This window comes from Halostella pelagica, assembly GCF_004762015.1.
Classification (GTDB): Archaea; Halobacteriota; Halobacteria; order Halobacteriales; family Natronoarchaeaceae; genus Halostella; species Halostella pelagica.
Genome location: NZ_SJES01000009.1, coordinates 119,280 through 134,583, shown reverse-complemented (window position 1 = coordinate 134,583; position 15,304 = coordinate 119,280). Strand labels below are relative to the sequence as shown.

The 15,304-nt window shown below is 66.0% G+C and carries 18 protein-coding genes; 9 read left to right on the top strand and 9 right to left on the bottom strand.

Features of this window, described 5'->3' with window-relative positions:
* Positions 1-308 (top strand): heterodisulfide reductase-related iron-sulfur binding cluster (locus EYW42_RS17770; RefSeq protein WP_259371302.1); only part of this gene is annotated, 308 nt, incomplete at its 5' end.
* Between the two features lie 49 nt (positions 309-357).
* Positions 358-990, top strand: coding sequence for a PH domain-containing protein (locus tag EYW42_RS17765; protein ID WP_202613955.1), 633 nt, complete (start codon positions 358-360; stop codon positions 988-990).
* Here the strand turns inward: EYW42_RS17765 and EYW42_RS17760 are convergent.
* The 3 genes from EYW42_RS17760 to EYW42_RS17750 all read right to left on the bottom strand — a co-directional run bounded on the left by EYW42_RS17760 (position 984) and on the right by EYW42_RS17750 (position 2,867).
* Positions 984-1,556 carry a GNAT family N-acetyltransferase gene (locus tag EYW42_RS17760; protein ID WP_135536793.1) on the bottom strand — a complete coding sequence of 191 codons (573 nt, stop codon included), beginning with the start codon at positions 1,554-1,556 and terminating at the stop codon, positions 984-986. The two genes, EYW42_RS17765 and EYW42_RS17760, sit on opposite strands and share 7 nt — an antisense overlap.
* Positions 1,556-2,152, bottom strand: a complete 597-nt coding sequence (locus EYW42_RS17755) for a GNAT family N-acetyltransferase (protein WP_135536792.1) — start codon at positions 2,150-2,152, stop codon at positions 1,556-1,558. The genes EYW42_RS17760 and EYW42_RS17755 overlap by 1 nt, the downstream gene beginning before the upstream one ends.
* Before the next feature lie 76 nt (positions 2,153-2,228).
* Positions 2,229-2,867: a DedA family protein gene (locus EYW42_RS17750; RefSeq protein WP_135536791.1), complete on the bottom strand. Its 639-nt coding sequence runs from the start codon at positions 2,865-2,867 to the stop codon at positions 2,229-2,231.
* 118 nt (positions 2,868-2,985) lie between these two features.
* On the opposite strand from EYW42_RS17750, the gene hemB reads away from it, so the two are divergent.
* Positions 2,986-3,966, top strand: coding sequence for a porphobilinogen synthase (gene hemB / locus EYW42_RS17745; RefSeq protein ID WP_135536790.1), 981 nt, complete (start codon positions 2,986-2,988; stop codon positions 3,964-3,966).
* Positions 3,967-4,438: 472 nt separating this feature from the next.
* Positions 4,439-6,097, top strand: coding sequence for an ammonium transporter (locus EYW42_RS17740; protein WP_135536797.1), 1,659 nt, complete (start codon positions 4,439-4,441; stop codon positions 6,095-6,097).
* Between the two features lie 83 nt (positions 6,098-6,180).
* Here EYW42_RS17740 and EYW42_RS17735 read toward each other — a convergent pair whose 3' ends face one another.
* Positions 6,181-7,086: a DMT family transporter gene (locus tag EYW42_RS17735; protein ID WP_135536789.1), complete on the bottom strand. Its 906-nt coding sequence runs from the start codon at positions 7,084-7,086 to the stop codon at positions 6,181-6,183.
* 114 nt (positions 7,087-7,200) lie between these two features.
* On the opposite strand from EYW42_RS17735, the gene hemL reads away from it, so the two are divergent.
* Positions 7,201-8,541, top strand: coding sequence for a glutamate-1-semialdehyde 2,1-aminomutase (hemL, locus tag EYW42_RS17730; protein WP_135536788.1), 1,341 nt, complete (start codon positions 7,201-7,203; stop codon positions 8,539-8,541).
* 243 nt (positions 8,542-8,784) lie between these two features.
* Here hemL and radA read toward each other — a convergent pair whose 3' ends face one another.
* The 3 genes from radA to EYW42_RS17715 all read right to left on the bottom strand — a co-directional run bounded on the left by radA (position 8,785) and on the right by EYW42_RS17715 (position 11,932).
* On the bottom strand, positions 8,785-9,819 hold the full coding sequence (gene radA, locus EYW42_RS17725; protein ID WP_135536787.1) for a DNA repair and recombination protein RadA: 1,035 nt from the start codon (positions 9,817-9,819) through the stop codon (positions 8,785-8,787).
* A 170-nt stretch (positions 9,820-9,989) separates the two neighbouring features.
* Entirely contained in the window at positions 9,990-11,228 is a 1,239-nt protein-coding gene (locus tag EYW42_RS17720) for an ABC transporter permease (protein ID WP_135536786.1), read from the bottom strand.
* Positions 11,225-11,932 (bottom strand): ABC transporter ATP-binding protein, encoded by a 708-nt coding sequence (locus tag EYW42_RS17715; RefSeq protein ID WP_135536785.1) that lies wholly within the window; start codon positions 11,930-11,932, stop codon positions 11,225-11,227. The genes EYW42_RS17720 and EYW42_RS17715 overlap by 4 nt, the downstream gene beginning before the upstream one ends.
* Before the next feature lie 130 nt (positions 11,933-12,062).
* Here EYW42_RS17715 and rpiA point away from each other — a divergent pair, with 130 nt between their 5' ends.
* Positions 12,063-12,749 carry a ribose-5-phosphate isomerase RpiA gene (gene rpiA / locus EYW42_RS17710; RefSeq protein ID WP_135536784.1) on the top strand — a complete coding sequence of 229 codons (687 nt, stop codon included), beginning with the start codon at positions 12,063-12,065 and terminating at the stop codon, positions 12,747-12,749.
* A 36-nt stretch (positions 12,750-12,785) separates the two neighbouring features.
* On the opposite strand, the gene EYW42_RS17705 is transcribed toward rpiA, so the two are convergent.
* Complete coding sequence (locus EYW42_RS17705; protein ID WP_135536783.1) at positions 12,786-12,953, bottom strand: DUF1931 family protein; 168 nt, start codon at positions 12,951-12,953, stop codon at positions 12,786-12,788.
* Positions 12,954-13,156: 203 nt separating this feature from the next.
* Between EYW42_RS17705 and larB the strand changes: the two genes are divergently transcribed.
* From larB to EYW42_RS17695, 3 genes are all read left to right on the top strand, one after another.
* Complete coding sequence (gene larB, locus EYW42_RS17700; RefSeq protein ID WP_135536782.1) at positions 13,157-13,930, top strand: nickel pincer cofactor biosynthesis protein LarB; 774 nt, start codon at positions 13,157-13,159, stop codon at positions 13,928-13,930.
* Positions 13,931-14,091: 161 nt separating this feature from the next.
* Positions 14,092-14,241, top strand: coding sequence for a DUF7563 family protein (locus EYW42_RS20725; RefSeq protein ID WP_449271876.1), 150 nt, complete (start codon positions 14,092-14,094; stop codon positions 14,239-14,241).
* 88 nt (positions 14,242-14,329) lie between these two features.
* Complete coding sequence (locus tag EYW42_RS17695; protein ID WP_135536781.1) at positions 14,330-14,569, top strand: GIY-YIG nuclease family protein; 240 nt, start codon at positions 14,330-14,332, stop codon at positions 14,567-14,569.
* On the opposite strand, the gene EYW42_RS17690 is transcribed toward EYW42_RS17695, so the two are convergent.
* Positions 14,566-15,156: an NADPH-dependent FMN reductase gene (locus EYW42_RS17690; protein ID WP_135536780.1), complete on the bottom strand. Its 591-nt coding sequence runs from the start codon at positions 15,154-15,156 to the stop codon at positions 14,566-14,568. The two genes, EYW42_RS17695 and EYW42_RS17690, sit on opposite strands and share 4 nt — an antisense overlap.
* Between the last annotated feature and the right edge of the window lie 148 nt (positions 15,157-15,304).

Below are 15,304 nucleotides of genomic sequence, written 5' to 3'. Positions count from 1 at the left end.
CGGGGGCTGATCTCTACGAGATGCCGCGGAACCGCTCGGACTCGTTCTGTTGTGGCGGCGGCGGTGGCGGGTTGTGGATGGACTTCGACGAGGAGCCAAAGCCGAGCGAGGAACGACTGCGGGAGGCCTTGGAAGACACGGAGGCGGGCGGTGCGGTCGAGAAGTTCGTCGTGGCCTGTCCGATGTGCGCGACGATGTACGAGGACGGGCGCAAGACCGGCGGGTTCGAGGACGAGATAGAGGTGGTCGGGCTCACCGAACTGGTCGCGGAGGCGCTCGGCCAGGAGGAGCGCGTCGCCGCGGCCTGACGGTTCAGTCCGTTCTTTTATGACGTTCCGGTATCATTTCTATATTGTCATGTCTCGATCCAGTGAAGACCGCACTGAGGAGCAGCGAGAGACGAACGAATCAAACGGGAGGCGAAACGGCGATGGCTGGGGCGACCAACAGGCACGGCACGATGACGCTCGAACAACCGAGTCAGTGCGGAACGTAAACGCCGCCATCATGCCTCTCCTTCTCGACGGGGAGGAGATCCTCGTCGACGCTCGCCCCGCGTGGTCGGCATGGAGTTTTCACCTGCTCATCGCGGGACTGGTCGTCGTGGGATCACTTCTCGTCGGCGAAACGGAGGTGGTCGGCGTCGGTATCGTCGTCGCCGCACTCCTCGTCGGCTACGTCTGGTTCCAGCGCAAGAAAGTACGCTATCTGGTCACCGACCGTCGGATCGTGGTCGTCACGGGTATCTCGTCGAAACAGACCAACGAGACGTGGATGGAAGACGTTCGCGGGATGCAGACCGGGGCCTCGTTCGTCGAGCGTTTCCTCGGCCACGGCCATATCACCGTCTCTGATTCGATCCTTTCCCGTGGCAGCCTGATCGCCATGAGCGGCCTGCAGGGGCTTACTCTCGGCGGTATCAGCAACTACGAGGAGATCGCGAACGTCGTCCGGCAGCGCCAGGCCGAACGGAAGGCGGGTAACTACTGAGAACTGACGCGCCAGTCCCGTTCCTCCCACTCCTCGCGAAGGACGCCGAAGTACACCATGTCGACGTACTCGCCGTTCACGTTCTCGGCCTCGCGCATGACGCCCTCCCGTTGCATCCCCGTCTTTTCGAGCACCCGCTGGGAGGCGGGGTTCGTCGCCAACGCCCGCCCTCGGACGCGGTGGAGGCGGAGTTCCTCGAAGGCGTAGCGAACCAGCAGGCGTGCGGCCTCGGTCATGATACCGTCGCCGTGAACGTCGGGCGAGAGCCAGTAGGCGATCTCAGCGTGACCGTCGGAGTTGTCGACGTCGAACAGGGAGACGGTACCGAGGATGTCGCCGTCGCGGGGGCCATCGTCGACGCAAACCGCAAGTTCGACCCCCGCGTCGTCGTCGGAGATCCGTTCCTCGAAGTGCTCGCGAGTGGTTTCGAGATTGGTCGGGTTCGCGCTCGTGAGCGGTCGGCGGACCCGCGGGTCGTCGATGTTGTCCCGGATGAACTCCAGGTCCTCTTCCTCGACGGTCCGGAGGGTGACGCGATCGCCCCGGAGGAAGGCAGCGCCGGGCATCAGACTGCCTCCCCGTTGGCGGACTCGCTTCGCTCTTCTCCCGACTCCGATCTCTCTCTGCTCGGCCGAACACCGTCCCACTCGCTCTCTAGCAGGCCGTAGAAGTGAGTGTCGACGTACTCGCCGCTGACGAATGTCTCGTCGCGCTGGACGCCCTCCTCCGTGAAGCCGAGTTTCTCAAGCAGGCCGCGCGAGGCGGCGTTACTCTCCAGTGCGCGGGCGCGGAGGCGGTGAAGGCGACGCTCGTCGAACGCGTAGTCGACGAGCAGGGCAACGGCCTCCGTCGTGTACCCGTCTCCCTGCGCGTCGGGCGTGGTCCAGTACGCGATCTCGGCGTGGCCCGCCGAATCGTCGACGTGGAAGAGCATCACGTAACCGACCGGGTCGCCGTCGACGCAGGCGAGGAAGCCGGCGTCGTCGTCGGCGTACATGTCGTCGAAGCGGTCGCGTTGCTGTTCGAGGTTGGTCGGCGTGTCGAACGTCATCGGGCGTCGTATCGCGGGGTCGTTGCTGTGGTCTCGCAGGAACTCCAGGTCGTCCTCCTCGACGGTTCGGAGGTCGACGCGGTCGCCAGCGAGAAAGGTCGCACCGGGCATGACTTCACCACTCGACTCGCTCGAAATAGTTCTACCGTCGGTGTGGTAGCATGTATCATTCACGCGCCGTGGCGGGTCAAAACAGCGCGGTGACGTACTCGCCGAGATAGATCCAGGTGGCCGCTAACCAGGTCTGGAAGAGTAGGCTACCGAGAGCTGAGAGGGCGATGAACTCCACGTCGTCCATCTCCGCGAACCCGGCCGGGACGGTGAGCATCCCGCGGGTGAAAAGCAGGGCGTTGCTCACGGGGATAACCACACGGCCCCACCGGTCGAACCAGCCCTCGAACCGCCTCACCGAGGATTCGCTCACCCGGAACCAGGGTTTGTCGAGCAGGAACTCGCGCCCGTAACGTTTCGCCAGCGCGAACAGCGCCCACTGGCCGACGGTCGCCCCCGCGGCGGCGACGAGGACGATAGCGACGTGGTCGAGCGCCGAATCCGCAAGCAGAGTGATGCCGGCGGGCACCAGCGCCTCGCTCGGCGCGAAGTAGAGCAGCATCGCCCCTTCCAAGATCAGGATGGCAAACAGCGCGAGCAGGCCGTAGCGACTCAACCACTGTCGGGCGAGTTCCTCGTCGCCGAGAAACACCAGTGCGATACCGATGAGGGCGGCGACGGCAACGAAGATGGCGAGGACGAGCGGACCGTAATCAGCCAGGAACCGTCGCGCTCGGTTCCCGTCGACGGCCGTGGTTCCCGATTCCGATTGCATTCGTCCGTTCACAACCACCACGCCGGTAAAATGCTTTGTGACACGACGGCGATACGGATTCCCCTGCGCGGCGGAGCGCGACCGCGACGCCTTTTATCGCCGCGCCGTAAGGAGACGTATGACCCTCACTCGACGCCCGCGCCGCCTCCGTCAGGACGGTATCCGCGACATGGTCAGCGAGACCGACCTCGACGCGAGCGACCTGATAGCGCCGGTGTTCGTCGACGCAACGACCGACGAACGCCTACCGATCGAATCGATGCCCGGCCACGAGCGCGTCCCCGTCGACCAGGCTGTCGGCCGGGTCGAGGAACTGCTCGCGACCGGGATCGAGTCCATCATCCTCTTCGGCATCCCCGAGTCGAAAGACGACCGCGGTAGCCGCGCCTGGGCCGAAAGCGGCGTCGTCCAGGAAGCGACTCGTCGGATCACAGCGGCGACGGACGCGTACGTCATCACCGACGTCTGCCTGTGCGAGTACACCGATCACGGACACTGCGGCGTACTCGAAGAGAGCGCAGCCGACGACCCGGACGTGACCGTCCGCAACGACGAGACGCTTGACCTCCTCGCGAAAACCGCAGTCTCTCACGCCGACGCCGGCGCGGACATGGTTGCGCCGAGCAGCATGACCGACGGGATGGTCGGGGCTATCCGCGACGGCCTCGACGAGGCGGGTCACGACCACGTCCCGATCATGAGCTACGCGGCGAAGTACGAGAGCGCCTTCTACGGTCCGTTCCGCGATGCCGCCGACGGCGCGCCCGCGTTCGGCGACCGCCGCCACTACCAGATGGACCCCGGCAACCGCCGCGAGGCCAGACGCGAGGTGGCGAGAGACGTCGAACAGGGCGCGGACGCGCTGATGGTCAAACCCGCGCTCCCGTACCTCGACATCGTTCGCGACGTCCGCGAGTCGTTCGACCACCCCGTCGCGGCGTACAACGTCAGCGGCGAGTACGCCATGATCCACGCTGCGGCGGAGAAGGGATGGCTGGATCTGGAGGGTGCGGCTCTGGAGTCGCTGCTTTCGATTAAACGGGCGGGTGCGGATCTCATCGTGACGTACTTCGCCGAGGATGTCGCGGACGCGCTCTAAGCCGCGTCCGAACGCCGTCGGTAGTTCTGCCGTCTCGTCAACCGCTCGCCGTTATCACTGCCGTCTCGTCAACCGTTCGCCGTTATCACTGCCGTCTCGCCCCCGTTTGCCGTGACCGCAGACGGCGATGCTTACCCGGCGTAGCTCCGCCACCGCAAACGATCGTGGGATTTACTCGATCCGATCGTCCAGTTTCCCGACGCTCATCCACCTTATATTCGTAATAACCCGTATTACTCCGGATGGTTGTCGAACCAAGTGGCCAAAAATAGGACATTCGGTAACAATAATCGTTATAAGGGCAACGGTAATGAAGTTATATCGTGATTCAAAATCTGAATGTGGTGCCAAAAGAAGATTCGAGGAACGTACGTCTAAAAACAGAATCTATTCCGTCTGATCCGGAGGTGACGGGAGCGTGACGACGGCGCTACAGGTCGACCCGCAGGTGATCGCGGAGGGCGTGAACCTGATGTGGGTGCTCGTCGCGACGTTCCTGATATTTTTCATGCACGCCGGCTTCGCCATGCTGGAGGCGGGGCAGGTGCGTTCGAAGAACGTGGCGAATCAGCTGACGAAGAACCTGCTGACCTGGAGCGTCGGCGTCCTTGCCTTCTTCGTCGTGGGTGCCGGCGTCTCCGCCGTCGTCGGGACGCTAACCAGTAGCGGGAGCTTTGCCCCCACGGACCTCTACAGCACGATGACGACCAACGCGGTCAACGACTGGGTCGGCTGGCTGTTCGGCGCGGTGTTTGCGATGACCGCCGCGACAATCGTCTCCGGCGCAGTCGCGGGCCGCGCGAAACTCCGCGCGTACGTCGGTTACACCGTCTTGCTCGCCGCGGTCATCTACCCCGTCGTCACCGGCTTCACCTGGGGCGGCGGCCTGCTGGCGATCAACCCCGAATCGGCGAACGGCTGGATCGCCGACGTCATCGGCGCCGGTTTCGCCGATTTCGCGGGCGGCATGATCGTCCACGGGATGGGTGGCATCGCCGGCCTCACCGCGGCGTACGTCATCGGTCCGCGGATGGATCGCTACAACGCCGACGGCTCCGTCAACGTCATTCCCGGACACTCGATGACGTTCGCGGCGCTCGGCACGCTGATCCTCGCGTTCGGCTGGTACGGCTTCAACGTCGGGACGGCCGCGTCGGTGTTCGCCGTCGAGGACGGCTCTCTGGTGCTCGGCGCGTTCGACACGGTCGGTCGCGTCGCTCTAAACACCACGCTCGGCATGGCCGCGGGGGCCGTTGGGGCCGGCTTGGCCACGCTGTACAAAACTGGGAAAGTCGACACGCTGTACGTCGCTAACGGCCTGCTCGCGGGGCTGGTCGGCGTGACCGCGTCCGCGAACGTCGTTGTCTGGTACGGCGGCATCATCTCCGGTCTCGTCGCCGGCGCACAGCTCCCGTTCGTCTTCGAGTTCGTCGAGAAGCGCCTGAAGATAGACGACGTCTGCGCCGTCTTCCCCGTCCACGGGTCGGCCGGGGTCGTCGGCGCGCTGCTGATCCCGTTTTTCCACGTCGATGGGTTCAGCGCGAGCCTGCTCGCCGCACAGGTCGCCGGCGTCGCCGTCATCTCCGCGTGGACGGTCCTCGCGACCGGTGCGGTGTTCGGACTGTTCAACGCCGTCGGACAGGCCCGCGTCTCGCCGGAACACGAGCGCGACGGCCTCGACGTCTCCGAACACGGCGTCGACACCTACCCCGAGTTCGGCACGCCCGACACCGTCACCGACGGCGGGTCCGACGTTGTCCGCATGGACGGCGGAACGGCGGCCGCGGGCGGCATCAAGATGGTTGCCGCCATCGTGCGCCCCGACCGACTCGGCGACATAAAACAGTCGCTCGCCGAGGCCGGCGCGCCGTCGCTGACGGTCACGAACGTCTCCGGCCGCGGCAGCCAACCCGCCAAGACGGGCCAGTGGCGCGGCGAGGAGTACACGGTCGACCTCCACCAGAAGGTAAAGATCGAGTGCGTCGTCGCCGACATCCCGGCCGACGACGTGGTCGAGGCGATCCGCGACGGCGCGAAGACCGGCGAACCCGGCGACGGGAAGATATTCGTGCTGCCCGTCGAGGACGCCCTACAGGTGCGCACCGGCAACCGCGGTCCCGAAGCGGTGTAGACGCGTCTGCCGTTGTAATCCGGTCCACGCGGGTCCCGGTATCGCCGAAACGAAAGCTTTCCACTGTTCGTCCCGCGGCCGCGTTACGACGCGGTCGTTCGCGCCCGCAACACGTCCCGGAGCGCCTTGCGCTTGACCAGTCCGAACCCCGCGAACACGACGCCGAATCCGACGACGGTCGCGAGCGAGAGCGGTTCGCCCAGCGCAAGCCACCCGGCAAGCGCGGCGAACACGGGTACGAGGTAGTTCACGAGGTTTATCTCCAGCGAGCCAAGGCGGTCGAGCAACGAGAAGTACAGCAGGTAGCCCGCGCCGCCCGCGACGACCACGAGATACGCCATGGCGACGAGCGCCCGGGAGGACCACGCCACGGTCTGTGGTTCCCCGAGTGCGACGCTCGCCGCGTGCAGCAGCGGTGCGCCGACGACCATCGCCCATCCCTGGAGCGCCGGCGCGGAGAGGTCGGTCCGGACCCGCTCGACGGCCACTGCGCCGACTGCCCATGCCAGCGCTGACCCGAACACGAGGGCGACTCCGAAAGCCGAGGCGTCGACGTCGTTCGGGGAGGGCCGAGCGACGACGGCGACGCCGGCTAAACCCAGAAACAGGCCCGTGACCGTCGCCGGGTCGAGTCGGTCCGTCGGAAACGCGACGCGGGACGCGCCCGCCGTGAGAACCGGAATCGAACTCACCACGACGGCGGCGACGGCGCTCGTCACGTACTGCTGCCCGGCGAACAACAGCGCGTGGTGGACGGCGACGATGCAGACGCCGGCGGCGACGATAGCCAGCCAGTCCCGCCCGCCCGGCCGCCAGCGCGCGTCCGAGAGGGCGGCGTACCCGAGAACGAGAACGGCGACCGCGTCGAACCGAAACGCGGCGAGCAGGGCCGGCGGTAACACTGCAAGTCCCGCTTTCGCCGCCGGAAAGGACGTTCCCCAGACGGTGCCGAGAAGGACGAACCCGGCCACAGTTCGGTATCTCGTCACGCGTATCCGAAAGCTGGCAGTCGGCAAAACTATTTTCATCGTGTTGATAATTGTTGACACGGCAGCTCGCCGCGTCCAGAAACGTCTTTTCCGGGGCGGCCCAAAGTCGGACCTATGCATCACGACGAATCCCGCGACCTCTACGACCGCGCGCTGTCGGTCATGCCCGGTGGCGTCAACTCCTCGGTTCGCGCCGCTATCGAACCGTACCCGCCGTTCGCACAGCGCGGCGACGGCGGCCACCTCATCGACGCGGACGGCAACCGGTACGTCGACTGGGTGTTGGGACTCGGACCGCTACTGTACGGTCACGACACGCCCGAACCCGTCCAGGCGGCGGTCCAGTCCCACGCCAGCGAGGGCCCGATGTACGGGATGCCGACCGAGATAGAGGTCGAACACGCCGAGTTCGTCGCGCGGCACGTGCCGAGCGTCGAGATGATCCGCTTCGTCAACAGCGGCACCGAGGCGACGGTGTCGGCGGTCCGCCTCGCTCGCGGCTACACGGGCCGCAACAAGATAGTCGTCATGCAGGGCGGGTACCACGGTGCCCAGGAGTCGACGCTTGTCGAGGGCAACGCCGACAACCCGCGGCCCTCCACCGCTGGGATCCCGCAGTCGTTCTCCCAGCACACGCTCCCCGTGCCGTTCAACGACGAGGAAGCCGTCCACGAGGTGTTCGAGGAACACGGCGACGACATCGCCGCGGTGCTGGTCGAACCCCTCCTCGCGAACAAGGGGATCGTGATGCCGGAGGACGGCTACCACGAGACGCTCCGGGACCTCACGGCTGACCACGACTCGCTGCTCATCTTCGACGAGGTGATCACCGGCTTCCGTGTCGGCGGCCTCCAGTGCGCACAGGGTAAGTTCGGCGTTACGCCCGACGTTACCACGTTCGGCAAGATCATCGGCGGGGGCTACCCCGTCGGCGCTATCGGCGGGAAATCGGAGATAATCGAGCACTTCACACCTTCGGGCGACGTGTTCCAAGCTGGCACTTTCTCCGGCCACCCCGTGACGATGGCCGCCGGGCTCGAAACGCTGCGCTACGCCGCCGAAAACGACGTGTACGACCACGTCAACTCGCTCGGCGAACAGCTCCGCTCCGGCCTGACTGAGGTCGTCGCCGACCAGGCCCCCGAGTACACCGTCGCCGGTACGGACAGTCTGTTCAAGGTGCTGTTCACCCGCGACGGCCCGCGCGACCTGGACGGGCAGTGCGAGGCCGGTTGCCGGCAGCGTCCGGACTGCCCGCGCTACGAGTACTGTCCGAAAAACGGCGCGGACGTCGGCAACTGCGAGACCGACCGCTGGCGGCGCGTGTTCTGGCCGAAGATGAAAGAGCAGGGCGTGTTCCTCAGCCAGAACCAGTTCGAGTCGCAGTTCATCAGCTACGCCCACTCCGAGGAGGACGTGGAAAAGACGCTCGAAGCGTACAAGGAAGCGCTGTAACGCGACGCTCGACCCGTTCCCGGCCAGTGCGAGCGCGCGGCGCTCGGACGCGCCGCGAGCGAGCAAGACGGGGAAGGGCAGGCCGTCGGCTGGCGGTCAGTTTGAAAGAGAAAGAATCCGCGGGAGCATACGGCGGCTTTGCCGCCGTTTCACGCGGCCTCACTCCGTTCGGCCGCGGGTTTTTTGGCCGAGCTTTTTTGGTTGAGAGGTCGCCGCAGGCGACCCGAAGGAAAAAAGGTCGTCTTATTCGGGTTTCAGACCGCCGTCTTCGACGCGCATGACGGCCTCGCCGTCGGCGAGGTTCGGGGCGTCCACGAGGCGGACGATCCGCTTCGTCCCCTTGGACTTGCGGAGGTAGATGCGGAACGTGGACTTGTGGCCGAGGATGTTCCCGCCGATGGGCTGGGTCGGGTCGCCGAAGAAGGAGTCGGGGTTCGACGCGACCTGATTCGTCACGACGACGGCGACGTTGTGGAGGTTACCGACTTTGTCGAGGTCGTGGAGGTGCTTGTTGAGTTTCTGCTGGCGCTCGGCGAGTTCGCCGCGGCCCACGTATTCGGCGCGGAAGTGCGCCGTCAGCGAGTCCACACAGAGCAGGCGGATGGGGTACTCGTCGTCCTGCGTCTCGTTGGCGAGTTCCTGGGCCTTCTCGGCCAGCAGCATCTGGTGATTGGAGTTGAACGCCTTGGCGACGTGGATCTTGTCGAGGACGCTCTCGATGAGGTCGTCCATCGCCTCGTCGTCGTCGGGGCTCCCCTCTATCTCGCGGTCTTCCATGAACGCTTCGAGCGTCTCGTCCGGCAGGCCGCGAACCATGTCGTCGATGCGCTCGGGACGGAACGTGTCCTCGCTGTCGATGAACATCGCAGCGCCGCGGAGGCCGCCGTACTCCTTCGGGAGCTGGACGTTGACTGCCAGCTGGTGCGTGACCTGGGACTTACCGGAGCCGAATTCGCCGTACACCTCGGTGATCGACTGCGTTTCGACGCCGCCGCCGAGGAGGTCGTCGACCTCGTCGACATGCCAGGTCAACTTGCCGATCTGTTCGCGCCGCTCCAGTACGGCCGCGCCGGTTTCGAAGCCGCCGATGTCGGCGGATTCGCGCGCCGCCTGAACGATGTCGGCGGCGGTGCTCTCGCCTACGTCCGCGGTGTTCGACAGTTCGCTGGGACTCGCGACGGCGAGGCCCTGGAACGAGTCGAAGCCCGCTTCTGTGAGTTTCTCTGCGGTTGCCGGTCCGACGCCGGGGAGGCTTTCGAGGTCTGCGTCTGCTGCCATACCTTCCCCTAAGCTACCCCTGCTACATAAACCCCGGTTAACAGGGGAGTGAAAGTGAAACTGTACGGAAGCGTCGAGGTGGATGTGCTCGAAGTGAAAGGGTTTAGTAAGGAAAAGCGGGTCACAGCGGGCCGCCGGCCCGCGGCGGCCCCGTCGAGAGACACTCGCGTCTATTCGTATCGTAGCGCCTCGATCGGGTCCGTCCGCGCGGCCCGCCATGCGGGATAGAGACCGGAGACGATGCCGACCAGCACGCCCACGCCGACGGCGATGGCGAACCACTCGAACGGGTAGGAAAGCGGTAGATCCGCGTACTCGGTAGCGGCCCATCCGGCGACGGCTCCCAGGACCGTCCCGCCGACGGCGCCGATGACGCCGAGGATCGCCGCCTCGGTGAGAAACAGCGTCAACACGTCGCGGTTTTGCGCGCCGACGGCTTTCATGATCCCGATCTCGCGGGTCCGCTCGGTGACGCTGACGAGCATGATGTTGGCGATTCCGATAGCGCCGACGACCAGCGAGATGACGGCGATGCCGGTGACGAACGCCGTCACGCGGTCGAGGATGTCGCGTATCTGGTCCAGTAGTTCGCCGCCGGTCTGGAGCGTCAGTTCGAGGTCGTCGCCGAGATAGTCGCTGGCGTCGGAGGCGTTGCTCGTCAGGTAGTCGCGGGCGCTGTCGCGGGTCGTCTCGACCGTCCGAGGCGACTCGGCTTCGACGATCACCGAGAGGTAGCGCGGGTCGTCGGTCGCCTCGCCCGCGAGGTCGAGATACACCGGGTCGGCGGGGAGATACACCCGCGGGTCCTCGCCGAACCCCTCGAACGGTCCCTGTCCCTCGGACGTGTCGAGGATGCCGACGACGGTGACGTTGACCGCGCTGTCACCCGGGACGGAGACGGTGATTCGGTCACCGACGGAGACGTTCCCCTCGAACTGGGCGGCCGCCACGGGATTGAGAACCGCCTCGCGCTCCCCCTCGGTGAACTGTCTCCCGTCGTCTATCTGCGCCGAGTCGAGATACTCGGGACCGGTCGCGATCACTCCCTGGCGTATCGGGACGGTGTCGTTGCCGTGGGCCATCGACTCCGTCGGGAGCGGCGTCCAGGGGTAGGCCGCCGCGACGTCTTCGAGGTCTCTGAGCTCCGTGACGTCCCGCTGGGTGAAGACCAGTTCCGCGCCCTCCCCGGGTCCGCCGCCCTGCTCCGGTGGACTGCCCCAGACGTAGATCCGGTTCGTGTCACCGGTTTCGACGTCGCCGAGGATGCCCGCTTCGAGGCTGACGCCCAGCGTGACGAAGGTGATGACGGCGGCGATACCGATGACGACGCCCAGCGTCGTGAGCGTCGAGCGAAGGGTGTGGCCGCGGATCGACCGCCAGGAGAGGCGGAGGCTCTCTCGGAGTTTCATCCGGCGGCTCCCGCGTCGCGGAGTGGTTCCACCCGCTCGACGCGTCCGTCTAGCAGGTGGACGATTCGGTCGGCCCGCTCGGCGATGTGGCGCTCGTGTGTGACGACGAGAACGGTGTTGCCCGCCGCGCGGACCTCGTCGAACAGGTCCATGATGATCGCGCCTGTTTCCGTATCCAGGTTGCCGGTCGGTTCGTCCGCAAGGACGAGTGTCGGGTCCGTGACGAGGGCGCGGGCGATGGCGACGCGCTGACGTTGGCCGCCGGAGAGTTCGTTTGGGCGGTGGTCGCCGCGGTCGCCGAGACCGACCCGTTCGAGTATCTCGTCCGCGCGCTCGGTCCGCCGCGAACCCGGAACGCCCTGGAATATTAGCGGGAGCGCGACGTTCTCTCGGGCGGTGAGCTTCGGCATGAGGTTGAACGTCTGGAAGACGAACCCGATCTCGTCGCCGCGCAGGGAGGTTCGGTCGCGGTCGCTCAGTTCCGTCACGTCCGTCCCGTCGACCGTCACCGTCCCCTCGGTCGGCGTATCGAGACAGCCGACGAGGTTCATCAGTGTGCTCTTTCCGGAGCCGCTCGGACCCATCACCGCGGTGTAGGACCCGCGGTCGAGAGTGAGGTCGACGCCGTCCAGAGCGTGGACGGGTTCACCCACGCGATACGTCTTGCGAACGTCCCCGAGAGTCACTGCGGGGTCATCACCCATAGCGACCTTCTAGGGTCGGATCATCCAAAAGCGTGATCCGGCGCACGACGGGCGGCAGTTCGACTGTGTCTCCGAACGTCCTCCGTCGCACTCCCGAGCTTTTTTGCGTCCCCGAACGGCGTACTCGCGTATGAAGACCAGCGGCGGCACGACGGAAGCAAAGCGCAGGGCCGGCGAACGCGCGGCCGAGGCGGTCGAGGACGGGATGGTCGTGGGACTCGGCACCGGAAGCACCGCGGCTCACGCCATCCGCGCCCTCGGCGATGCCGTCGACGCCGGTCTCGACGTTCGGGGCGTTCCAACCTCGTTCCAGTCGCGCCAGCTGGCGATCGAAGCGGGGATACCGCTGGTTTCGCTGGACGAAGTCGACACCGTCCACCTGGCAGTCGACGGGGCGGACCAGTTCGCAGGTGGCGACCTGATCAAAGGCGGCGGCGCGGCCCACGCCCGCGAGAAGATCGTGGACGTGACGGCCGAGCGTCTGGTCGTCGTCGCGGACCCGTCGAAGGCCGCCGAGCAACTCGACCGCCCGGTCCCGGTCGAAGTGCTTCCGGCCGCGCGTCCGCTCGTCGTGCGGCGCGTCGGCGCGCGCGGCGGCGACCCCGAACTGCGCGCGGCGGAGCGCAAAGACGGGCCGGTCGTCACGGACAACGGGAACCTCGTGCTCGACTGCGATTTCGGCGCTATCGAAGACCCCGCGGAACTGGCGGCGTGGCTGTCGGAACTTCCGGGCGTCGTCGAACACGGCCTCTTCGTGGGCGTCGCGGACGAGATACTCGTCGGTCACGAGGACGGCGTCGACGCGAAAAAAACCTGAGACGGCGCGAGGCCGTTCAGCTAACGGGGTCCCTAATTACAGGTCGCGCGGCTGGACCGTCTTCCGGTCGTTCGCTTCGGCGCGCTCCGCGGCGTTCTCGAGGAGTTCGTCGACTTCCCCGTCGAGCGCCTCGTAGAAGTCGGAGGCAACGTTCTTGTCGTCGAGCGCTTCTTTGACGGCTGCTTTGACAATGAGGTCTGCCATACGACCTGGGATTGCCCGGCACCCTTTATAAGATTTCTCAAATCGCGCGGCGAGCGGCCCTGAGTCGGGCGTACAGCGACGAATTCCTGTTAGAGTGCGGAAATATAAACCAAGCACTTTAATACGGGGAGGCGAATCGGGTGCGAGCCAGTACCGACGCGCGGAACGAAAAGGCGGTAGTAGTTCCAGCGCGGACCCGGAGTATGCGCGAGATACTCGAAGCGGTCGCGACGGGCGACCTGTCGCCCGCTCAGGCCGAGGCCCAGTTGCGGGGCTACGCGACGGGCGATGCCGGGCGGTTCGACGCCGCCCGCGAACAGCGACGCGGCGTCCCGGAAGCCGTGTACGCGGAGGGGAAGACAGCCGCGGAAGTGGCGGAACTGGTCGCCACGGCCGTCGAAACGACCGGTCGCGGGATCGCGACTCGCATCGACGACGAGCAGGTCGCCGCTGTCCGGGAGCGGATATACGAGGCGTTCCCGGACGCCGAGGTGGACCATCGGGAGCGCTCCGCCGTGCTCGCGGTCCACAGCGCGACGTTCGACTTTCCGGACGTTGACGCGACAGTCTGCGTGGTGACGGGCGGGACGGTCGACGCCGGTCCGGCCGGCGAGGCGGTCGCTATCGCGACGGAAATGGGCGCGACCGTCGAGCGGATCGAGGACGTCGGCGTGGCGAGCATCGCCCGACTTCTCGACCAGGTAGAGACGCTCCGCGCGGCTGACGTCCTCGTCGTCGCCGCCGGCCGCGAAGGCGCACTTCCGACGGTCGTCGCGGGATTAGTCGACACGCCGGTGATCGGGCTTCCCGTGTCGAGCGGGTACGGACACGGGAGCGACGGTGAAGCGGCCCTCTCGGGAATGCTCCAGTCGTGTACCGTCCTCTCGACGGTCAACGTCGACGCCGGGTTCGTCGCCGGCGCTCAGGCGGGACTCATCGCCAGAGCGATCGAGGGAGATAGCGGTTCACAAAAGTAAGGTCGCTGTAATTCGATATTTGTATCGATCTGCGTGCGATCGAGTGCAGGGAGCGAAAAGAAATATTCTCGGAACCGCAAATTTGGTCCAAATTTGGAAAGAATATATGTGGGTGCGCATCCAACCCTAAACCACCGGCACCGAAGTGCCGGATGAGAACAATGCCCACCTGTGACCACTGCGAAGCGCACGTGTCCGAACGGTTCGTGCGCGTCTTCGCAGACGAACGCGGGCGTATCTACGCGTGTCCGAGCTGTTCGGCGAACGCAGGAATCGCCGAGGCGGCACGACAGCGCGCCCGCGGTTCGTGACGACCGCTGAGACCGATAGCGGACGACTACCACGCGAAGCCTTCCTCTTCCGCGCCGTTTTTGCCCCGTCCCGACACACCACTCGACAGTGAGTCACTACGTGTACGTTCTGGAGTGCGCAGACGGGACGTACTACACGGGGTACACGACGGACGTTTCCCGACGCGTCGCGGAACACGACGCCGGCGAGGGCGCGAAGTACACTCGCGGCCGGACGCCGGTGGAACTGGTGTACTCGGAGTCGTTCGACTCGCAGTCGGCGGCCATGTCGCGGGAGTACGAGATCAAACAGCTCACTCGGGAGGAGAAGGAGCGGTTAGTCCCCTAGTCGTCGGCCGCCGCCTCGGACCCGGAGACGACGGGGTCCGACCCGGCGTGTTCGGTGACCAGTCGGCCCAGTTTCTCGACGCGGTCTTGCAGGTCGTCGTCGACGAACGCGCGGCCGTCGGGCGCGTCCGCATCCGCCTCGAACTGGTCGTACACGTTCGGGATACCGACCTGATGCGGGAGGACCCACCCGTGGACGCCGCGGATCGTGATCCGCATGTGGTCTAACGTGCTGCCGTAGGAACTCCCTCCGGCGACGGTGAGCAGGCCGGTGACTGTATCTTCGAACTCGTCGTAGCTCCAGTAGTCGTGGACGTTTCGGAAGGCGGCGGAGTAGGAGTTGTGGTACGTCGGCGAGCCGAGGATGAGACCGTCCGCTTCGCGGGTCTTCCGCTTGACGAGTTCGCTGTCGCCGGGCTCGTCCAGGTCGGGATCGTACAGTGGCAGGTCGTACTCGCGAAGATCGAGCAACTCGGCGTCGGCACCGGCGTGCTCGGCGGCCCGAAGCGCGTAGACGAGCGCCGTCCGCGTGTAGCTCTCATCGCGGAGGCTCCCGGGAACGGCGACGATACGAGGTGTGTCGGTCATTGTTTCGTCTAGTCGACGAACGCGTAAAGCCGCTCTGCAAAACCGGCGTGTCGGGGTCAGCGGCGTCCGGTCGTCGCTCCGTAACCGCCGGGCGGTTACAGGCCGTGGTCACCGTTCGAGGTCCGGCGCGGGTTTTTTCGCAGTCGAC